At 71.8% G+C, this 19416-nt stretch carries 17 protein-coding genes; 5 read left to right on the plus strand and 12 right to left on the minus strand.

Annotation, left to right across the window (positions count from 1 at the left end; all coding sequences use genetic code 11):
- Nucleotides 1-36 precede the first annotated feature (36 nt).
- The gene (locus tag IPQ09_11285) at nt 37-1848 is read left to right on the plus strand and encodes a hypothetical protein (GenBank protein ID MBL0194786.1); all 1812 of its coding nucleotides are present in this window, start codon (nt 37-39) and stop codon (nt 1846-1848) included.
- 55 nt (nt 1849-1903) lie between these two features.
- Entirely contained in the window at nt 1904-2851 is a 948-nt protein-coding gene (locus tag IPQ09_11290) for a hypothetical protein (protein ID MBL0194787.1), read from the plus strand.
- Nucleotides 2852-2890: 39 nt separating this feature from the next.
- On the opposite strand, the gene IPQ09_11295 is transcribed toward IPQ09_11290, so the two are convergent.
- From IPQ09_11295 to IPQ09_11310, 4 genes are all read right to left on the minus strand, one after another.
- The gene (locus IPQ09_11295; GenBank protein ID MBL0194788.1) at nt 2891-3454 is read right to left on the minus strand and encodes a hypothetical protein; all 564 of its coding nucleotides are present in this window, start codon (nt 3452-3454) and stop codon (nt 2891-2893) included.
- Nucleotides 3455-3798: 344 nt separating this feature from the next.
- Nucleotides 3799-5115: a DUF1552 domain-containing protein gene (locus tag IPQ09_11300; protein MBL0194789.1), complete on the minus strand. Its 1317-nt coding sequence runs from the start codon at nt 5113-5115 to the stop codon at nt 3799-3801.
- 17 nt (nt 5116-5132) lie between these two features.
- Nucleotides 5133-6830, minus strand: coding sequence for a DUF1592 domain-containing protein (locus IPQ09_11305; GenBank protein MBL0194790.1), 1698 nt, complete (start codon nt 6828-6830; stop codon nt 5133-5135).
- Nucleotides 6827-8056: a hypothetical protein gene (locus IPQ09_11310; GenBank protein MBL0194791.1), complete on the minus strand. Its 1230-nt coding sequence runs from the start codon at nt 8054-8056 to the stop codon at nt 6827-6829. The genes IPQ09_11305 and IPQ09_11310 overlap by 4 nt, the downstream gene beginning before the upstream one ends.
- A 226-nt stretch (nt 8057-8282) precedes the next feature.
- Between IPQ09_11310 and IPQ09_11315 the strand changes: the two genes are divergently transcribed.
- The gene (locus IPQ09_11315) at nt 8283-8939 is read left to right on the plus strand and encodes a VTT domain-containing protein (GenBank protein MBL0194792.1); all 657 of its coding nucleotides are present in this window, start codon (nt 8283-8285) and stop codon (nt 8937-8939) included.
- A 24-nt stretch (nt 8940-8963) separates the two neighbouring features.
- Here the strand turns inward: IPQ09_11315 and IPQ09_11320 are convergent, their stop codons facing one another.
- Nucleotides 8964-9212: a hypothetical protein gene (locus tag IPQ09_11320; GenBank protein ID MBL0194793.1), complete on the minus strand. Its 249-nt coding sequence runs from the start codon at nt 9210-9212 to the stop codon at nt 8964-8966.
- A 140-nt stretch (nt 9213-9352) separates the two neighbouring features.
- Here IPQ09_11320 and IPQ09_11325 point away from each other — a divergent pair, with 140 nt between their 5' ends.
- Nucleotides 9353-10126, plus strand: a complete 774-nt coding sequence (locus IPQ09_11325; protein MBL0194794.1) for a hypothetical protein — start codon at nt 9353-9355, stop codon at nt 10124-10126.
- Nucleotides 10127-10807: 681 nt separating this feature from the next.
- Here the strand turns inward: IPQ09_11325 and IPQ09_11330 are convergent.
- Nucleotides 10808-12409, minus strand: a complete 1602-nt coding sequence (locus IPQ09_11330) for a hypothetical protein (GenBank protein MBL0194795.1) — start codon at nt 12407-12409, stop codon at nt 10808-10810.
- 165 nt (nt 12410-12574) lie between these two features.
- On the opposite strand from IPQ09_11330, the gene IPQ09_11335 reads away from it, so the two are divergent.
- Nucleotides 12575-13369 (plus strand): hypothetical protein, encoded by a 795-nt coding sequence (locus IPQ09_11335; GenBank protein ID MBL0194796.1) that lies wholly within the window; start codon nt 12575-12577, stop codon nt 13367-13369.
- A gap of 235 nt (nt 13370-13604) precedes the next feature.
- On the opposite strand, the gene IPQ09_11340 is transcribed toward IPQ09_11335, so the two are convergent.
- The 6 genes from IPQ09_11340 to gap form a co-directional block, all read right to left on the minus strand.
- Nucleotides 13605-14042, minus strand: a complete 438-nt coding sequence (locus IPQ09_11340; GenBank protein ID MBL0194797.1) for a hypothetical protein — start codon at nt 14040-14042, stop codon at nt 13605-13607.
- 109 nt (nt 14043-14151) lie between these two features.
- Nucleotides 14152-15501, minus strand: a complete 1350-nt coding sequence (locus IPQ09_11345) for a hypothetical protein (GenBank protein ID MBL0194798.1) — start codon at nt 15499-15501, stop codon at nt 14152-14154.
- A gap of 56 nt (nt 15502-15557) precedes the next feature.
- A complete protein-coding gene (gene secG / locus IPQ09_11350; protein MBL0194799.1) occupies nt 15558-15926 on the minus strand; it encodes a preprotein translocase subunit SecG in 369 nt (122 codons plus the stop codon).
- A gap of 60 nt (nt 15927-15986) precedes the next feature.
- Nucleotides 15987-16769 carry a triose-phosphate isomerase gene (locus IPQ09_11355; GenBank protein MBL0194800.1) on the minus strand — a complete coding sequence of 261 codons (783 nt, stop codon included), beginning with the start codon at nt 16767-16769 and terminating at the stop codon, nt 15987-15989.
- A 155-nt stretch (nt 16770-16924) separates the two neighbouring features.
- On the minus strand, nt 16925-18136 hold the full coding sequence (locus tag IPQ09_11360) for a phosphoglycerate kinase (GenBank protein ID MBL0194801.1): 1212 nt from the start codon (nt 18134-18136) through the stop codon (nt 16925-16927).
- Between the two features lie 106 nt (nt 18137-18242).
- A complete protein-coding gene (gap, locus tag IPQ09_11365) occupies nt 18243-19259 on the minus strand; it encodes a type I glyceraldehyde-3-phosphate dehydrogenase (protein ID MBL0194802.1) in 1017 nt (338 codons plus the stop codon).
- Between the last annotated feature and the right edge of the window lie 157 nt (nt 19260-19416).

Genomic DNA, 19416 nt, shown 5'->3' on the forward strand with positions numbered 1-19416 from the left:
AGTTGCAGCCTCGCCGGGAATGCTTGGTGGACTGCCGTGTTGACGAGAGCGCCGGCGCGTACGAGCGCGTCGAGCCCGCACGGGCTGCGTGAGCGTGCACGTCGTGCGCGTGGGGTCCTCGGGCCGGTCCTGGCGGTCCTCTGCGCGGTCGTCGCGGCCTCGTGCTCCTCTGTGGACACGCCTGCGCCAGCGACCCCGCCGGACGCGAGCGCCGCGCCCGCGGACGGTCCACCGACTTGGGCGTCGGTGCAGGGCGAGCGTCGCGCCCCGCTGCCCAGGGCGACGCCCGCGATCACCGACAGCTTCCACACGAGCGACGCCTGCGCGGGGTGCCACACGGTGGGCGAGGGAACGGGCGTGCTGCGCGACGCGAAGGGGCGCGACGTATCGCCGGTCGCCACGTGGAGGCCGTCAATGATGGCCATGGCGGCGCGCGATCCGTTCTACCTCGCCGTCGTCGACGAGGAGCGGAGCTCGCGGCCGGGCGCCGAGGCGCTCATCGACGGCGCCTGCACTCGGTGTCACGCGCCGGCGGCGGCGGTGGAGCTCGGGTTGGGCGGGGAGACCGTGACCTTGCCCGGGCTCTTCTCAGGGATGAGCAAGGAGCTTCACGCGGGCCGTGACGGCGTCACGTGTTCGCTTTGTCACCAGATGAAGAGTGAGCCCCGGGGCCCCGACGCGACCTTCGGCGGCGCGTTCACGGTCGGCGAGGCGCGCGAGATCTACGGTCCGCACCGCGATCCGGTCACGACGCCGATGCGCACGTTCGTGAGCTACACGCCCACGTACTCGGGGCACCTCTCCTCGTCCGACGCGTGCGCGTCGTGCCACACGGTCTTCACGCGGGCCTACGACGCGGCGGGCAAGGCGGTGGGGCCAAAGCTGCCGGAGCAGGTCACGTACCTCGAGTGGCGAAACTCGATCTACTCCGCGCCCGGCGACCGCGGCGCCAGCTGCCAGGCGTGCCACATACCCACCGGCGACGACGACGGCGCTCCGCTCGCGACGGTGCTCTCGAAGCTCCCCCCGTCGGGGCTCGAGCCGCGCAAGCCCCTCGGTCGGCACCTGTTCCTCGGCGGCAACGTGACGATGCTGCGCGCGTTCGCGAGCGACGGCGGCTGGTCGGGCGCGTCCGCGGACCCGCCCGCCTTCGAGGCCCAGGCCGAGCGCACACGCAAGAACCTCGCGTCGGCGGCCACGGTCACCCTCGCCGACGTTCGCGCCGGCGCCGGCGCGAGCGCGCGCCTCGAGGTCGACGTCCGCGTCGAGAACAAGACCGGTCACAAGTTCCCGACGGGCTACCCGTCCCGCCGCGCGTGGCTCCACCTCAAAGTGACCGGCCCGGGCGGCGTGGTGTGGGAGTCGGGGCGCAGCGACGCTTTTGGTCGTTTGGTCGATCGTGGGGGGCGCGTGCTCGACACCAAGAGCGCCATTTTTCCGCACCGAGACGTGATCACGACCGAGGGCGAGGTGATGGTGTACGAGGCCGTCTTGGGCGACGAGTCGGGAAAGGTGGTGCATAGGCCGCTCGAGGCCACGCGCTACCTGAAAGACAACCGGCTCCCGCCGCTGGGGGCGTCGGCGACTCACCCTGACGGGCCCATCACGGTCTCGTACGGTGCCGAGCGAGACCGTGATTTCGGCAGCTCGGACACGGTCCATTTCGTGCTGGCGGGCGTCTCGGGCGAGGTGACCATCGAGGTCGAGCTGCTGTTCCAGAGCGTGCGACCCGCAGATCTCGACATGCTCGCCGAGCACCCCACCCCGACCGCGCGCGTCCTCTTCGATCTCGTCGCGGGGAAGCTCGAGCCGACGGTCGTCGGGCGCGCCACGCGCGCGCTGCGCTGACCTCGCCTCCGCGGGCCGCGTAGTCCCGCCGCGTCGACGGTGCTAGAGATGCGCGATGTCCCGCGTCGCCTGGCCCTCCGCGCTCGCGTCTGCAGCGGCGTCCGTGTCCTCCGTCGCGTTCGCGTTCGCGTTCGCGTTCGCACCGCTGGGCTGCTCGTCGACGGCGCCGCCTTCGAGTGACCCGGTGGACGCCGGGCTCGACGCGGCGCCTCTCGAGGGCGTCGCAGACGCGGGGCGCGAAGCCGGACTCGACGCCGGCGCCGACGCGGCCACGCCGTCCTCTGGCGGCACGGGCGGCCTCGCGTGCACACGCCGCGACGCGCTCGACCCGGGCCACACGGTGTGCGTGCTCAAGATCGGCGGGACGGAGCTCAAGGTGGTGGAGCCCGCAGCCGGCGCGGGCCCGCTCGTCCTCGCGCTCTACCTCCACGGCGACGGCGCGGGCGCCCACAAGAGCGGCAGCGCGCTGCGGACGATGGCCCCCTGGCTCGACGCCGCGCGTGGGCTGGGCGTGTCCGTGCTGGCGCCGAACGGGTGCTCGTGGTGGCAGAGCCCGTCGCACGACTGCGCGAGCGCGGGCTCGACGTCGGACCGCGCCGCCGACAACACGAAGGCGCTCGCAGGCGCCTTCGAAGCGCTCGGGCGCGCCTACGATCTCCGCACCGACAGGACCTATTACTACGGGTCGTCCGGCGGCTCGATCTTCCTCACCGAGCAGTGGCTACCCCTCGAGGGCGGGCGCCACCCGGGCGTCTTCGCGCTGATGTGCGGCGGCGAAGCGACCACGCGCGCGTTCGCTTGGGACCCGGCCAGCGCGACCCGGCGGAGCCGCTTCGGCTTCACCTACGGCGACCAGGACTTCCTGAAGAAGGACATCGAGGGGGCCGCGCGCGCGCTCCGCGACAAGGGCCTCGATGTCAACGAGAGGGTTCTCCCTGGCGCCGCGCACTGCGCCTTCGACGCGCACGGAGAGGCCGTGTCGGTGTGGTCGGCCGCTCCGTAGACCGCGGGTCACCTGACGCCGCTGCGATCGAAGGAATCGCTATGGTCGGAAGAACGCGGGGCGCGCCTTGAAGGCGAGCGCAGCCGAGACGAGCGTGCACTTCTCGGTCGCGGGATCGCGGCCTAGATCGGCGGAGACCGACCCCACGAGCTTGATCTGCGGGATGAGGCGCGCCACGCCCGCGCCGTCTTTCACGCCGTCGGCCACCTCGTCGATCGAGATGCCGCCGCCGAGCAGCCCCTCGACGTTGCCGTCTTCGTCGATCTTGAAGCGCACGAGCGCGTCTCGAACGTAGATGGTGAAGCTCACGTCGAAGATGGCGATGGGGATGCGCAGCGGAAACGGCCCGATCGAGAACACGCCGTTCTCGATGCGCCCGCCCGTCGCGGGGCTCAGCAGCTGGCCCTGCTTGCGCAAGTCGAAGGTCTGGTACGCCTCGACGACCCCGTCGGTGCCTAGCGTGGGCTTGCCCTCGCCGAGCTTCACCTCGAGGTCGACGCAGCGGTCGGTCGCCGTGGAGTTGACGCCCTTGAGGTCGAAGGCGATGAGCAAGCGCCCGTCGTTGATGGCGCCCTGGATGATGCCGTCGATCGCGTTCCCCACCGCCTTCTCGATGTCGGGGATGAGCAGCGCGAGCTGGTTTGTCGATGCCCGGGGTGCCGTCCGGGCCGAGCAGGTCGACCTTGCCGCAGCTCTGTTGCTCCGGACTCGCGGACACGTGCTTGTCGAGATCGAAGCCCGGCGCCACGCCCTTCGGGGTCTCGCGGGTGAACTGGAGCGAGGTGAGCACGTACACGTTCGACTCGCCGCCCGTGCAGGTCGGGTCCTCTTCGGGGCTCGTGGAGGAGCAGCCCGGGGCGCAGCCGAGGGCGATCGCCGCGGCGCCGATCGCGAGGACCGCGCGGGCGGAGGCGTGGAGGCGCCGTGCGAGAGGGGCGCGCGCCACGCTAGACCTCGATCTCGCGCAGGCTCGAGGTGGTCTTCCCCTCCTCTGCGCCGAACGCCTCGAGGGTGAGGCCCATCGCGCGCGCGAGGGAGAGCGACACCTTGCTCGTGTTGTCGGCGCTTGGCGCCCGATGATGGAGCCCTGTCTTGAGCGCGCCGTTGCACGAGCCCGCGATCACGATCGGGTAGTCGTCGAGGGTGTGCTGTCGGCCGTAGTTGCAGTCGCTCGTCGCGAGGATGGCGCAGTGGTCGAGCAGCGTGCCGTCGCCCTCGGTCACGGCGTCGAACGCCTTCAGTAAGTATGCGAGCTCATTCATGATTTGGACGAGAATTTTAGCCACTTCGGGCTGCCCGCCGGGCTCGTCGTGTGTGAGCTGGTGGTGGCCGGCCGGGGCGTCCCCGATGAGGGCGTTGCTGACCGGCTGGCTGAACCACAGGCTGAACACGCGGGTCTGATCGCACGCGAGCGCCATCGCGAGGATGTCCACCATGGCGCGCGAGATCTCCGACAGCGGCGCGCGCCCCGCGACGGCGGGGAAGGCACCCTTGGGGGCCGGCGGCACGTTGCACGCGGCGAGGTTCGGAGGCGACTGCTGGAGCTTCTGGATGCGCTGTTCGAGCGACCGTACCCCGTCGAGGTGGCGCTCGAGGCGCGCCTTGTCGGAGGCGCCAAGAACGCCCTGGAGGCCCTTCGCGTCCTGGGTGACCGCGTCGAGGACGCTCTTGCGGAGCGCGAGCGTGGGCGCCGGCGCGGCCGTGCTCCCGGGCTTCACGAACTCGGGGCCGAAGATGCGCTGGAAGAGCGCCGCGGGGTCGCTCTCGGCCGGGTTGGGGCTGTTGGGGCCGTTGAACGAGAGGCCGGTCGTGCCGGGCTGGACCGCCGCCTCGATCGAGCGAAAGCGAGAGTCGGCGCCCACCACGTCGGCGATCACCTGGTCGAGGGTGGGCGCGGCGAAGGCCCCGGGATCGCTCTTCAGGCCTGGTTTGCCCGTGAAGAACCCGACCGGTCCCGAGAGGTGGGGCACGGCGTTGACGAACGGCACCTTCATGCCGCTCACCACCGAGAGCTTCGCCTTGTGGGGCGCGAGCGGCGCGAGGGTGGGCGAGAGCGTGTAGGTTGCACCCGTGCCCGTGGGGACCCAGAGCTCCGGCAAGACGCCGTTGCCCCAGTAGAACATCCCGAAGCGCTTCGGTAAGCCGTCGGGCGCGGCGCTGGCGGACCGCTCCGAGAAGATCTCCAGGAAGGGGAGGCCGAGGGTCACGACCCCTCCGGCGAGGAGGCCGCGGAGCACGGTGCGTCGATCGATCTTGCGTCGCATTCGAGGTCCTTCGTCCTTCAGTGGGGCGCGCCGAACGAGCGGAACGCGGGGCTCGACGCGATCGCGGCGAGCAGCGGCTTCATGCGGTACCCGGTCGCGATGAAGCGCCCGAGCAGCGCGTCGAGGGTGTCGACCTCGGAGCCGTCGGTCGGGACGCCGGTGGCGTACTGGAAGGCCTTGCGCACGATGCACGGCGCGAAGCCGCGCTGGTCGCGGATGACCTGCCCGAGCGCCTCGGGTCCGGCGAACGCGGCCCCATCGAGGGCGCCGCTCGGGTCGATGACCACGCCGTTTTCTTTCGTGCGTGAGCGCCCGATGCCGTCGAACTGCTCGAGGCCGAGCCCGATGGGGTCCGTCTGCAGGTGGCACGCCGCGCAGCTCGGCGCCGTGAAGTGGATCTGCACGCGGTCGCGCAGGGTCTTCGCGGCCTCGGTCGGCTCGGGGAGCGCGGTGTTGAGGTTCGCCGGGGGCGGCGGGATCGTCACGCAGAGGAGCTTCTCGCGGACGAACTTCCCGCGGAGCGTGGCCGACGTCGACGTGGGGTGCGCGTAGAGCGCGAGGATCGAGATGTGGCCGAGCAGGCCGCGTCGCCTGCCGGCGGCCGGCAGCTCCACCGGCGCGAAGCCGGTCGCGGAGGGCGCGGGCACCTCGTACATCGAGGCGAGCTTGGGGGTGACGAACGTGCGGCGGGTGGTCATCACGTCGCGCACGTCGGCGTCGCGGTCGAAGACGAGGTCCTCGAACACGCGCAGGGTCTCCTCGCGAGCCATCGCGCCGAGCTCGGTGGAGAACGTCGTGAAGATCTTGGAGTCCTTCTGGAGCAGATCGAGGTCCCCGAGGCGGAGCCACTCGGCCACGAAGTTGCGCAGGCCGGCGCGCGCCTTCGGGGACGCCAGCATGCGGTCGACCTCCGTCGAGACACCGTCGAAGCTTCCGAGCTTTCCGGCCTTCGCGGCCTCGAGGAGCGCGTCGTCCGGGGTGGTGTTCCAGAGAAAATACGAGAGGCGCGCCGCGAGCTCGTACGCCGTGTAGCGGCGTTGGCCCGGCCGCTCGGGATCCGCCTCACCCACGGCGCCCCGGTAGAGGAAGTTCGGCGACTGGAGCAGCGCCGCGATCCCGAACGCGAGGCCCTTCTCGAAGGAGCCGAGCGCGGCGCCAGACGCGGTGATCTTCGAGCTGACGGCGGCGATCTCGGGCTCCGAGAGGGGGCGGCGATACACCCGCGGCCCGTAGGTGGAGACGAAGGCGCGCGCGCACGCGGCGTCCGCCGGCCCCTCGGGCTTGCAGGTCAGCACGCGGGCGAGCAGCTTCGGATCGGTGGTGAGCTGCTTGCCGATCGCGTAGGCGGCCGCTTCGTACTGCTCGATGCCTCGCGCCGACACGGTGCTCTTCGACGCGCCGAGCGCTTCGAAGCCGTCGAGGGGCAGATCGGGCTCCAACGCCGAAGGGACCACCACCTCGGAGCCGAAGATGTCCCGGATGGACGCCGCGTACTGCGACCGGGTGAGTCGCTGTGCGGCGCTGAGGGTCGGGATCGCGGGGCCGACGGGGCCGGTGACGACCGGGGGCTCGGTGGCGGTGGTGCCGTCGCCCTTGCACGAGCCCGCGCCGGCTGCGAGAGCGAGCACGGCGAGGGCCGCGCCGAAGCGTTGGAGGGCGCCGCGGAGGCTCCGAGGTCGGAGGCGATGGGACGAGGGAGGCGTGCGCGGGCTCATGGCGGGGTGTCCGTGGGGGGCGCCAGCGTGCCCTTGTGGGTGTAGCGGATTCGGCCCGACAGGGGAGCGGAGCCGGTGATGATTTCGGTGGTCCGCGCGCTGGCGTCGCCGAGGATCGTGCGCCGCCCGAACGCGAACGCCCACACGTTCACGAGCTTCCATCCCTCGGTCTCCTCGAAGGTGGAGCAGCCGCCGAGCGCGAACAGTTGATGGCAGCCGCCCTCGAACTCGAGCCACGTGACGTCGAGGGCTTGGGTCCTCGCGAAAATCGGGCCGCCGCTCACGTCGGCGCTCCCGCTCATGAGCAGCGTCGGGCGCCTGGGGGCGTCGTAGTCGGCGACCGAGTCGCTGACTCCGCCGGCCATCGGCACGAGGGCGGCGAAGCGCGGGTCGTTCAGGCCCTTCGCGAAGACCGCGAGGTCCTCTGGGGAGCAGGGCACGCTGAACTCGTCGCTGGCGCAGCGCCGCTCGAGCTCCTTGGCGTTGAAGGTGACGCCGCCGGAGGCCCAGGTGGAGAAGGCGCCGAAGCTGTGCCCGCTGAGCAGCACGCGCTTCGTGAGCAGCTTGCCCGCGAGCGGATCGGGTGGCGCCAGGCGCTCCGCGGCGTTCAAGGCCGCCGTGAGGTCGGTCGAGCGCAGGTACGAGATCGCGAGCGGCCGCTTTTTGTCGCCGTCGCGGAGCAGGTTGCCTACGTGATTGGGTGCAATATACACCCACCCGTGCGACGCGAACCAGCGCGCCATCTTGGCGCTGGTGCCCGCGAACCCCGCCGAGCCGTGGGAGTACACGTGCACGGGGTAGCCGCGAGGCTCGTGGGGCGGGGCCACCCGCGCGCCCTCGATCACGTCGGGATCGCGGATGAGGCCCCCGTAGAGAGGGCGGTCGCCTTCCGTGTCCAGCGTCGGGTACCAGAGCTCGACGGGGACGGTGCGCGCCGGGCCGGCCGGCGGCGAGTACGTCACGTCGAAGCTGCGGTGCCCGACGTTGTAGGGGCCGAGCGCGTCGACCGCCCACGAGAGCGGCGCCCCCGTGGGGACGGGCAGCTGGGGGCCTGTCGTGGCGGCGTCGGGCGCGGGGGCCGCGTCGGCCGCGCCATAGCCCGGCGAGGTGCTGCAGCCGACCGCGGCGAGCGAGACCAGCGAGACCCGCGAGACCCGCGAGATCAGCGAGGCGAGCGACGCGGCCACCACGGGGCGCGCTCGAGGAGCGCGTGGAGCGAAGCGCATGCTCCTACGGTAGCAGACGGCGCACCGCGCGCGCCTCGGGCGGGCGCTCCTGGCGCGTCGCGCGACGTTGACAGCGCGGGGTTCGGTCGCATGCTACGACTTCGCCGCCTTGACCGTCCCCGACTCCCCTCAGGCCCTCGCGCCCGATCCCGAAAATCCGGAAGCGCTCGCCCCCGCCGCCCGTCGCCGGGGCGCGAAGCTCGCCGTCGTCGCGGTCGTGATCGGAATGCTAGTCGTCGCGCAGCGGCTCGGCGTGTTCGAGCGGGTCTCGGATCCCGCGGCGCTCACGCGCACCTTGCTCGAGCTCGGACCCTGGGGCTACGTGGCGTTCGTGGTGGCCTACGCCACGCTCCAGCCGTGGGGGATCCCGGGCACGGTGTTCGTGTTCGCGGCGGCCATCGTGTGGCCCTGGCAGATCGCGTTCGGTCTCTCCATGACCGGCACGATGGCGGCGAGCGTCGTCGGCTTCCTCTTCGCGCGCTTCGTCGCCCGCGACTGGGTGGCGTCGAAGATCCCGGAGCGCTTCAAGAAGTACGAGGTCGCGCTCGCGAAGCGCGGGTTCGCGACCGTGTTTCTCCTTCGCCTGATCTTCTGGATGCCGCCGCTCCTTCACGCCTTCTTCGGCGTGTCGCGTGTGCGGTTCTCGACGCACTTCTGGGGCTCGATGGCGGGGTATGCCCTGCCGCTCCTCGCGATGAGCTTCTTCGGGCAGCGCCTGTTCGAAGCGCTGCGCGCGGCGCCGCCCACGGTGTGGATGGCCGTGGGCGGGGCGGTCGCCTCTGCCGTCGCGCTCGGGCTAGCCGCGCGGTTGTTCGCGCGGGCTCGGGCTCGCGCGCGCACGCGGGCCGCCATGCTCGCGACCGCCAGCGCCGCCGACGAGTAGCCGACTCCGACTCCGGCGCGGGCGCTAGCCGTGCCCGGCCTCTCCGCGCGCCTCGTGTCGGCGCGGGCCCACGCGGAGCCCACCGAGCTGCACGCCGAGGAGGCTCTCGCCGGTGAACAGCTGCGCCCCGTCGAGATCGCAGATCACGAGCGAGGACGGCCGACGGGGGGTGAGCGCGGGCTTGCAGCCCCGCGGGGTGAGCGCGGGCTGGGGCTGCGCGAGCGCGGGCGTTTGGGGATGTGGGCTGAGCGCGGGCGGGCGGGGCTGGGACATGCCGTGTCGTTGTGCAGGCGGCGTGCCGTGTGGAACGTGCCAAAAAGCGCTGCACATCCGGGTGACTCGGGCCGTCCCGGACATCCGCCCGCCCGTCCCGGTCGGTTGCGCCTCGCCCGTCCCTATGGGAGTGCTCCGCCATGCCCTGCAAGCTCGCCCATGCCGTCGCTTCACTCTCCGTCCTGTCGCTCGTCGTCGCCGCGCTCCCGTCGGCCTGCGGGGGCAAGACCAGCGCTCTCGAGCCCGACGCCGCGCCTTCCCCCAGCGTGGTCCCGAGCGACGCGGCGCCCGCGTCGCCGCTCGACGCGGGCGACGCGATCGTGGGCGACGCGAGCGCGGGCGACTGCGCGGCGCGCGGCGGCGTGTGTCTCCCGAAGGGTGCCGCGGCGCCACCTGATCGCCGCCCCGCGGGTCCGGGGGAGGGCGCGTGCGGCGGCGGAGACGTATGCTGGGTCAAGGCGACCCCCGCCAGCGGACGGTGCGCGACCCATCCCGAGTGCAACCCGGATCCGACCATCTCTGCGCTCCATGGTGAGTGCTTCTTCGGTGTGTGCGTGTGCAAGGCCGGCTTTCACGTGCAGCCGAACGGGAAATGCGACAAGCCGCCGCCGCCCGAGTGCGCGAAGCAGGGCGGCAGGTGTTTCCAGCAGCCGGCGACCTGCCCGGCGGGAAACCTGTCCGGCACCGACGACCTGAACCGCACCTGCGGCGACTTCGTGGAGGCTGTGTGCTGCTCGCCCGAGGCGGCCTGCAAGGGGCCGCGCAAGGTCGACGGGGGGGGAGGTGGCGTGGAGGTGCCGGTGGGGTTCGTGTGCTGCGCACCCAACGACGCCCTGCGGCCCCCGGCCTGCGTGAACGGGTGGCAGACCTGCCCGGCGGGCCTCACGCCCGTCGCGCTCCCCGGCGGCTGCTAGTCCCCTGGAGTCGTGGTTCGTGTCAGAAGTCCGGTCTTCGGTGTCATTCCGAGGAGCGAGGGGGGGAGCGAGGGGGTGCCCCGCTTTCGGCGGCGGCGGGCCCGTCCTCAACTCGGACGTCGTTCCGCGCGGTGGAGGCGGCGCTTTGCGCTCAGGGGACAGTGGTTTCGGGTGTGACCGCGCGAGAACGCCGACCCTCGAACATGAGTATCCTCCCACCGCCGCCGAAAACGGGACACCCCCTCGCTCCCTTGTGGCGAAAGGCCGAGCCGCGCGACTTCTGGAAGGGATCACGCTTCCAGGGGACTAGTCTCCTGGAGTCGTGGTTCGTATCAGAAGTCCGGTCTTCGGTGTCATGCCGAGGAGCGAGGGGGCGAGGGGTGCCCCGTTTTCGGCGGCGGCGGGCGTCCTCAACTCGGACGTCGTTCCGCGCGGTGGAGGCGGCGCTTTGCGCTCAGGGACGGTGGTTTCGGGTGTGACCGCGCGAGAACGCCGACCCTCGAACATGAGTATCCTCCCCGCCGCCGAAAACGGGACACCCCCTCGCTCCCTTGTGGCGAAAGGCCGAGCCGCGCGACTTCTGGAAGGGATCACGCTTCCAGGAGACTAGGGCTCGAGGCCACAAAACGCCGAAGGGCGCCCGAAGTGGGCGCCCTCCAGGGGACCGCGGCGCTGCCGGCGCTACGAGCGCGCGTCGTCGCGGCGGCGGCGACGCGCCACGGCTCCGACGAACAGCCCGAGCACCATGCTCAGCACGGCGCTGCTACCGAGCGTCGACGCGGGGGTGGCCGCGCAGCCACCGGGGTCTTCTGCCGCGGGCGGCGTCACGCCGGGGTCCACCGGGACACCCGAGTCGGTGCCCGGATCGGGCGGCGGCGGGGGCGCCGAGTCCGGGACGCTCGCGTCGACGGGCGGGGCCGCGTCGGGCTTGCCCGAGTCGGCGCCCGCGTCGGGCACGGGGATCGGCGTGCAGGTGCCGGGCTTCAGGTCCACCGACGAGCACTTCTCGCCGGTCGGGCAGCCATTCCCCACCGTGGTGTCGCCGCGGCAACCCGCCTTGCACTTGAGCGTGCCCGCGTCGCAGATCTTGCCGCTGGTCTTGGTGCCGCAGTCGGCGTCGGTGTCGCAGTCGTCCGTGCAGCGGCCGGTGCCCACGTCGCAGCGCGGGGTCGTGCCCCCGCAGTCGGCGGCGGCGGTGCAGCGGCCGCAGCTGCCCGACTTGGCGCCGGCGGTGAAGCAGGTGGGGTTCGCCGGGGGGCAGGCGGGCATCATGCCGGAGCCGTCGTTGCCCGCGCACGCCTTGCAGGTCTTGAACGCGGAGCCCGCGACGTCGACGCAGAACGGCGAGTTGGCGGTGCACGGGGACGCCCCCGCGCTGCCGAAGTCGCCGGAGCACGCGCTCGCGCACGAGCCCTTGTTCGCGCCGGCGGTCTCGCAGATCGGCGCGGCCGCGGTGGGGCACGGTCGCGTCGCGCCCGCCTGACCGTTGTTCCCGTTGCAATCCATGCACTTGGCGTTGCTCGCCGCGTCGCCCCCTGCGCAGACCGGCGTGTTCCCCGCGCACGCCGCGTGCGACGCGGTGTCGGCCGGCGGCGTGGCGCCGCACGCCCCCATGGTGAGCTGGACGTCGTCGAAGTCCACGGGCGGCAAGCTGCCGTCGGAGACGCTGCAGCCGCCTGAGCCGCAGAAGTTCACGAACTTGATCTGCGCGTGGGTGCGCCCCGCGGGGATCGTGAAGGTCTTCCCGGTCCACCGCCACTGCGTGTCGTTCGTGATCGGGTTCGACGCGACCCCGTTGCACGCCGAGCCGCCGCCGTTCGTGAAGCCGCCGGAGCTCAGCAGCCAGCACTCGGTGTCGGTCGAGGAGGTCGGGCTCACGAGGCCCGCGGCGCCCGTGTACACCACGCCCATGAACGGCTGCCCACCGGCGGCGGCGCGCGTCCACGCGCTGAGGCAGTACTCCTGCCCGGCGGTTACGGCCATCACGTTGGCGCCGATGCCGAACACGCGGCCGCCGGAGACCCCGTTGGTCTCGCGGACGTACTTGCCGGCGCACGCGGCGCCCGGGCCGTCGTCCGCGACGGAGCTGCGCACCACGATGGGCTGACCCGGCGTCGAGTAGGTGTTCGAGGCCGTCGACGAGGAGCTTCGCCACTTCGCCGCGTCGGCGCCGAGCTCCCAGCTCTCCTTCACTTGCGCGTGCGCGACGGCGGGGAGCGAGGCCACGGCACTGAGCGCGAGCCCGACGAGGAGCGGGGTGAGCGTCGAGGGACGGTTCTTCAACGTGAGGTTTTTCATGGCTCTCCGGCGGGGTGTGCGGTCGTAAGGAAGCGCGCCTGCGCGCGTGACACCGCAGAATAGCGCAACCCATCCGCGGGGGCAGGGAGAAATCGGGGTGTGCGTTGGAGCGCGCAGACGTCGACGAAGCACGGTACAATGCCGCCCACGATGCGCACCCTCCTCGCTGCCGATCCGAAGCCGGCGACCCCTCGCCGCAGCTCGCGGTCTCTTGCCATGGGGCTCTTCTCCGCGTGGGTATTCGCCGCCGGCTGCGCCGGGCAGAAGGCTCGCCCGGTCGAGATGGTGCCGATCGGCACGAACGCGCCGGCCCTCGACGGGGAGGCCTACCCGACCAACAAGCCGCCGCCGGTGGCCGACAACGGGCAGCCGAAGGGCTGCGCCGTGAACGACGTCGAGGAGATCGCCGAGTGGCTGAAGAACGACAAGTGCAAGATCCCCGCTTCGGAGGTCGAGCGCACGTCGGGGCTCAGCGAGAAGCTCGAGTGGAAGCTCACGGCCTCCACCAACGAGATCGTCGCCGGCGGGCGCGTCGATTTGATGCTCACGCTGAAGAACAAGTCGAGCGAGAGCGTGGCGCTCGTCTTCAACGTCGACGGTCCGAGCTTCACGACCCAGTCGTTCGACCCGAAGGGCAAGCGCATCGGCGAGCCCTCCGGCAAGCCCAAGCCGCCGACGGGCGTCACCCTGGAGGAGACGACCCGCACCGTGCGCCTCAACGTCAGCTCCGGCGCCACGCTGAAGACGAAGCTCTTCTGGGACGCGGTGAAGCTGAAGTGGGCGCCCGAGAAGATCGAGGGGTCGTTCGTGACTCCGGGCACCTTCCCCGCGGTCCCGGCCGGCAACTTGAAGCCCGGCACCTACACCGTGCGGCTCGCGACCTCGCTGAACGGCGTCTCCGACGACTCGCTGCCCAAGCTCAGCATGGTCGTCACGAAGGACTAGAGCGCCGAACCGCTTGATTCGGTCGGCTTCTCGCCGATTTACGTCGCCGTACTTCGTTGCTCCTCCTCGCCTAGCAGCCGCCCGCGGCTCGGGCGGAGATCGGCGAAAACGGGAATTGTAGCGAGCGGTTGAGCGTGCCCTGGACGCTCCGTTCTACACGCGGCGAGGCCCGCCCCGGGGAGGGACGGGCCTCGGGCGACCTGCGTCTGTCGCGTGAGCGCGCGGGTGCTTGGGCTCAGCGCCGGTGGCCGCCGGCTTGACCATGACGGTTCGCGCCTGCGGGCCGCAGCGCGCGCGCCGTCTCGCGCACCTTCTTGGCCTCTTCCTTGGTGACGACGTTGTCCGCCACGGCCTTGGCGACCTCCGCGTTCACCGTGGCGACCGCCGCGTTGAAGCGGTCGCGGGCCGCGCGCTGCTTGTCGGCCGGGAGGCTCGCGATGCGCTCCTCGAGGCGCTGCCTCGCCTTCACCATTCGCTGGTCGACCCTCGCCTTGAACTGCGCGCCCGGCATCGGGAACTTCTTCTCGTGGTTGCCGTCCTTGCGGGCCTCGCGGGCCGCCGCGTTCGCGTGAGGAGCGCCTTCTTGCGTCGGGCGCGCGCTCTCGGCCGAGGCCGCGGTGGCGAAGGTGAGGGCGAGCGAGAGGGCGGCGGCGAACGTCGTGAGAAATCGCATGGTGGGCTCCTTCGGGCGACCGGCAGGCGGGGTTTGGTGCAGGGTGCCTTGCTCGGTCTTGGCGAGTAGACGACCGGCGATCGCGGAAGCTTCGGAGATTCAGCCTTCTTTACAGAGGCGGCGGGCCGTCGGCGGGCGCCACCTCGGGGCACCGCGCGGCGCCGGGCCGACGCGGGAGGATGAGCGCGCGCTCGGGCGCGGCGTGGGCCGCGACGAGCGCGAAATGCTCGTACGCACACGGCACCACGCGGATGGCGGGGGCGCCCGCCGCGCGCAAGCGCTCGCCCTCGGACACCTGCTGGGCCCGGCTCGTTTCGCCCCCACCCGGGGGATGGGCGAGCCGCGACAGGGCGAGCAACCCCGCGGCTCCCGCGAGCAGGGCGGCGCCGCGACGGAGCCGCTGGGAGCCGGAGGCGAAGAGCTCGGCGACGCCCACGGGCACGAGCAGGAACGCGACGGGCAGGAGCGCGCGCTCGGCGTGGTGCGTCGGCGCGCCGTCGCGGAGGTTGCCGTACACCAGGAACGCGACCACGGCGGTCGCCGCGAGCGCGCACGCGACCGACGCGGTCGCAAACGGCGCCGGCGTCGAAAGCGTCACCGACGAGCGCCGCCCGCGCCAGCGCGCCGCGGACGCGAACGCGACGAGCGCCCCGAGCGCGGAGGTCTCCGGCAGATGAACGAGCAGGAGCCCGGGGTACGCCCACACGCGCTCGAGCACCCCGAGCTGCGGGCCGCCGAGCGCGCGCTTGTAGCCCGCCACACGCGCTACGAAGTGCGTGGCCGAGCCGTGCGAGGCCTGGTTCCACGCCATCCACCCGAACGGTCCCGCCAGCGCGAGGAGAGCGCCCGCGGCGACGGCTGCGCGCTGGCCCCCCGCGGCGGACCTCGCCGAACGCGCGAGCAGCGCCGCGACCACGACGGCCGCGGGCCACGCCTCGTAGCGGGAGAGCGTCGCGGCGCACGTGAGGGCGCCCGCGGCGATCGCCGTGGCCCCCGAGGCGCGTGGCGCCGGCAGCGCCGCGAGGAGCACACCCGCGGCCAGGAACGCCGCTGTGGGGGCCTCGGGGACCGTCGCCGCGGTGGTCCATAAGGTCCACGGGAGGAGAAAGAGCGTCGCGAGCCCCACGACGCGGCTCCGGCGCGGCACCTCCGAGGCGACGAGCGCGCCATGCAGCGCGACGCCCGCGACGATCGAGAGCGCGATCGACGCGAGCCTCGCGGTCGCGAGGGAGCGCCCGAGCAAGGTCATGGTGGCGCCCATGACCCAGAAGGGGAACGGGAGCCAGCTCGTCCCGCTGGGGTCGAGCCGCGGCGCCGCGACCCACTGCTCAGCGATGACCACGCGCGCGTAGTCGTCGTCGGAGATGGCGCGGAAGCCGGTCGCGAGCACGCCCAGGGTCGCGACCGTTCGGACGCCCGCGACCCCAACGAGCTCGAGCCACAGCTCGGGTCGGCTCACGTCCCGATGGCCTCCGCGCACCAGGCTCACGCGAGGCGTGTCGTTGGCGGAGGGGATCAGTTGGAGGGCGCGGGGGCCGGCGCCGAGGGGGCCGCCGAGGCCGGCGTCGGCGCCGAGTCCTTCCCGCGGGCGAAGCCACGATCATCGCGCTTCTTGTTCTCCGCGGCCTGGCGGTCCTTCAGCGCGTGGTCTCCCGAGGACGACAGGTACGCGAGCGACACGCTCGTCGTGAAGAAGATGACCGCGCAGATGCCGGTGCCGCGCGTGAGGAAGTTGCCGGCGCCACGCCCGCCGAAGACCTGAGCCGCGCCGCCGCCGCCGCCGAGGGCCGCGCCCATGCCGCCGCCCTTGCCCTGCTGAACGAGGATGAACAGCACGAGGAAGACACAAACCAACACGTGGATAATGCTGAGGAAAGTGTTCACTAAAAGAGTTCTCGAGGACTGTCGCGGGGGGTGGGGCGGGGTACCGGAGGCGAGGGAGGTCTAGCCCTGGCCCCGAGCGGCGATGCCTTCTGCCGCTCGGGCGATAGCACCGAACGACGCCACGTCCAAGCTCGCACCGCCGATGAGGCCGCCGTCGATGTTGGGGCACGTGAGCAGCGCCTCGGCGTTGTCGGGCTTGAGCGACCCACCGTAGAGGATGCGCGTGCGATCGGAGAGCTCGGCGCTCACGCCCGCCAGCTGCGCGCGGATCGCCGCGTGCACCTCCTCCGCCTCGGCGGGGCCCGCGACCTTGCCCGTGCCGATCGCCCACACCGGCTCGTAGGCGATGGCGACGGGCAGGCTCGCGCCCTGGAGCGCCGACAGCACGGCGGCGACCTGCCGGCTCACGACCGCGAGGGTCTCGTGGGTCTCACGCTCGGCGAGGGTCTCGCCCACGCACACGATCGGCGAGAGGCCCGCCGCGAGGGCCGCGGCGGTCTTGCTGGCCACTCCCTCGTCGGTCTCGCCGAACAGCTGGCGACGCTCCGAGTGCCCGAGGATGACCCACCCGCAGCCCGCGTCCGCGAGCATCGCCGGGGAGATCTCCCCCGTGTAGGCGCCCTTGTCCTTCTCGTGGACGTTCTGGGCGGCCAGGAGCACGCCCGTGCCCTCGCACTCGTGGGCGATCGCCGCGAGCACCGTGAACGGCGGCGCGACGAGCAGCTCCACGTGGGGCACCGCCTTCGCGAGGAGCCCGCACTCTGCGGCGAGGGTGATACCGCTCGCGCCTCCGTGGTGCATCTTCCAGTTGCCTGCAATGAGGGCGGTGCGCTTCGGGTTCATCGGTGCCTTGGTCTGTGCGTCGGGTGCGAGCGGGCGCGGGGCGGTGCGCGAGTGCGCCCCCCTGCGTGAATGCGTGAATGCGTGAATGCGTGAATGCGTGAATGCGTGAATGCGTGAATGCTAGATGTCTAGAGCTGCAGATGCCTGTCGAGGGGCTAGCTCGCGCTCTCGGCGACGCGGAGCGCCTCGATGCCGGGGAGCCGCTTTCCTTCGATGAGCTCGAGGGAGGCGCCGCCGCCCGTCGAGATGTGCGACATCTTCTCGGCGATGCCGTCGCCAGCTGCGTAGACGGCCGCGGCGCTGTCGCCGCCGCCGACCACCGTGAACGCCCCGCACTCGGCCATCGCGCGCGCGAGGCCGAAGGTGCCGCCGGAGAACGGCGCCTTCTCGAACAGGCCCATGGGGCCGTTCCAGAAGACCGACTTCGCGCCAGAGAGCGCCGCGGCGAACCGCGCGAGGCTGCTCGGGCCGATGTCGAGCGCCATGTGGTGCTCGGGCACGGCGTCGGCCGAGACGACGTCGCCGCGCGACGCCTCCACGCTCTGCGCGACCACGAGGTCGTCGGGCAGGAGCAGCGTGACCTGCTTGCTCTTCGCGCGGTCGATGAGCGAGCGCGCGAGGGAGAGCTTGTCGGCCTCGATCTTCGAGGCCTGGAGGTTCTTCCCCTGCGCCGCGAGGAAAGTGTTCGCCATCGCGCCGCCGATGACGAGCGTGGACACCTTGTCGAGCAGCGCCTCGACCACGGCGATCTTGTCGGACACCTTCGCGCCGCCGAGGACGGCCACGTACGGCCTGTCCGGGGCGGTGGTGAGCTTGCCCAGCGCTGCGATTTCGCGCTCGAGCAGGAAGCCGCAGCCGCGGTCGCGGAAGTGTTTCGCGATGCCAGCGACGCTCGCGTGCGCGCGGTGGACCGCGCCGAACGCGTCGTCGACGTACACGTCCGCGAGCTCCGCGAGCTTCTGCGCGAACACCTCGTCGTTCTTCTCCTCCTCCGGGTGGAAGCGGAGGTTCTCGAGCAGGCAGACTTGGCCGGCGCGGAGGTCGTGCACGACCTTCTTTGGGGCGTCGCCGACGCAGTCGTCCGGCAGGTGCACCTCCACGCCGAGCAGCTCCGCGAGGCGCACGCCGCAGGGCTCGAGCGAGAGGCCCGCGGTCTTGCCGGGCTTCGGGCGCCCGAGGTGGCTCGCGAGCACGACCCGGGCCCCGCGCTCGAGCGCGTGCTTGATGCTGGGCAGCGCCTCGCGGATGCGAGAGTCGTCGGTGATGACGCCGTCCTCGAGCGGGACGTTGAAGTCCACGCGCATGAACACGGTCTTGTTCTCGAGGGGGAGATCCTTGATGGACTTGATGCCTGCGAGCGGGCTCATGGCGCGACCTCAGTGGGCGCCGAGGCGCCGTAATTCGTTGAAACTATTCATCTAGACGGCACCACGGGCGAGGCCGCAGCCTCGCCCGGTGAGCCACGCGCCGCGCTCAGAGCTTCTTCGCGACGAGCTGCGAGAGATCGATCATGCGGTTCGAGAAGCCCCACTCGTTGTCGTACCAGGCCATGACCTTGCCGAAGGTCTCGCCGATCACCTGCGTGGTCGTGGCGTCGAAGATGCTCGAGCGCGGATCGCCGATGTAGTCGCTCGAGACGAGCGGCTCCTCGGTGTAGCCGAGGATCCCGGCGAGCGGGCCCTCCGCCGCCGCCTTCATCGCCGCGTGGATCGCGTCCTTGGTCATCGGCCGCTCCGTGATGAAGCTGAGGTCGACGACGGACACGTCCATGGTGGGGACGCGCATCGCCTGGCCGTCGAACTTACCCTTCAGCTCTGGGAGCACCTCGGCGAGCGCCTTCGCGGCGCCCGTCGACGAAGGGATCATGTTCTGCGCGGCGGCGCGCGCGCGGCGCAGATCGCCCTTGCGATGGGGGATGTCGAGCACCGCCTGGTCGTTCGTGTACGAGTGGATGGTGGTCATGAGGCCGTGCTTGATGCCGAACTCCGCGTGGAGGATCTTCGCCACCGGGGCGAGGCAGTTCGTGGTGCAGGAGCCGTTCGAGAGCAGGTGGTGCTTCGCGCTGTCGTAGAGCTCCTCGTTCACTCCCATGACGATCGTGAGGTCGTGGCCCTTCGCGGGCGAAGAGATGAGCACCTTCTTGGCGCCGGCGTCGAAGTGGGCCTGCGCCTTCTCCTTGTCGGCGAAGAGGCCGGTGCACTCGAGCACGATGTCGACGCCGAGGTCCTTCCACGGGAGCTTGCTCGGGTCCTTCTCCGCGAGGATGCGCACGTCCTTGCCGGCCAGGGTGAGCTTCGCCTCGCCGGGGGTCGCCCGCGGCTCCGCGCGTCCGTGCACCGTGTCGTAGTTGTAGAGGTGCGCGAGCGTGGCTGGGTTCGTGAGATCGTTGATGGCGACGAGCTCGAGGTCCTCGATCTTGCGCTCGGTCAGCGCGCGAACGATGCAGCGACCGATGCGGCCGAACCCGTTGATGGCGATCTTCTTGGACATGACGATGAGCTCCTTCTGAGGGCCGGAAGGTAGCCAGTCCGCGCACGCACGGCAACCCTCACGAGGCCGTCCCCCGCACGTCCACCGGCGGTCTCGTGGGCGAAAAAACTGCGCGAGGCCGAGGGCCGCGGGGGCGGCGCTCGGCCTCGGGGAGGTC

Source organism: Myxococcales bacterium (assembly GCA_016720545.1).
GTDB lineage: Bacteria > Myxococcota_A > Polyangia > Polyangiales > Polyangiaceae > JAAFHV01.

What these genes read in the sequence shown, in the direction of transcription:
- IPQ09_11310 (MBL0194791.1), bottom strand. Translation starts at nt 8,056, where the DNA reads ATGCGCTTCGCTCCACGCGCTCCTCGAGCGCGCCCCGTGGTGGCCGCG.
- IPQ09_11315 (MBL0194792.1), top strand. Translation starts at nt 8,283, where the DNA reads ATGCTAGTCGTCGCGCAGCGGCTCGGCGTGTTCGAGCGGGTCTCGGAT.
- IPQ09_11290 (MBL0194787.1), top strand. Translation starts at nt 1,904, where the DNA reads ATGTCCCGCGTCGCCTGGCCCTCCGCGCTCGCGTCTGCAGCGGCGTCC.
- IPQ09_11325 (MBL0194794.1), top strand. Translation starts at nt 9,353, where the DNA reads ATGCCCTGCAAGCTCGCCCATGCCGTCGCTTCACTCTCCGTCCTGTCG.
- IPQ09_11320 (MBL0194793.1), bottom strand. Translation starts at nt 9,212, where the DNA reads ATGTCCCAGCCCCGCCCGCCCGCGCTCAGCCCACATCCCCAAACGCCC.
- IPQ09_11340 (MBL0194797.1), bottom strand. Translation starts at nt 14,042, where the DNA reads ATGCGATTTCTCACGACGTTCGCCGCCGCCCTCTCGCTCGCCCTCACC.
- IPQ09_11360 (MBL0194801.1), bottom strand. Translation starts at nt 18,136, where the DNA reads ATGAGCCCGCTCGCAGGCATCAAGTCCATCAAGGATCTCCCCCTCGAG.
- IPQ09_11335 (MBL0194796.1), top strand. Translation starts at nt 12,575, where the DNA reads ATGCGCACCCTCCTCGCTGCCGATCCGAAGCCGGCGACCCCTCGCCGC.
- IPQ09_11305 (MBL0194790.1), bottom strand. Translation starts at nt 6,830, where the DNA reads ATGAGCCCGCGCACGCCTCCCTCGTCCCATCGCCTCCGACCTCGGAGC.
- IPQ09_11300 (MBL0194789.1), bottom strand. Translation starts at nt 5,115, where the DNA reads ATGCGACGCAAGATCGATCGACGCACCGTGCTCCGCGGCCTCCTCGCC.
- IPQ09_11355 (MBL0194800.1), bottom strand. Translation starts at nt 16,769, where the DNA reads ATGAACCCGAAGCGCACCGCCCTCATTGCAGGCAACTGGAAGATGCAC.
- gap (MBL0194802.1), bottom strand. Translation starts at nt 19,259, where the DNA reads ATGTCCAAGAAGATCGCCATCAACGGGTTCGGCCGCATCGGTCGCTGC.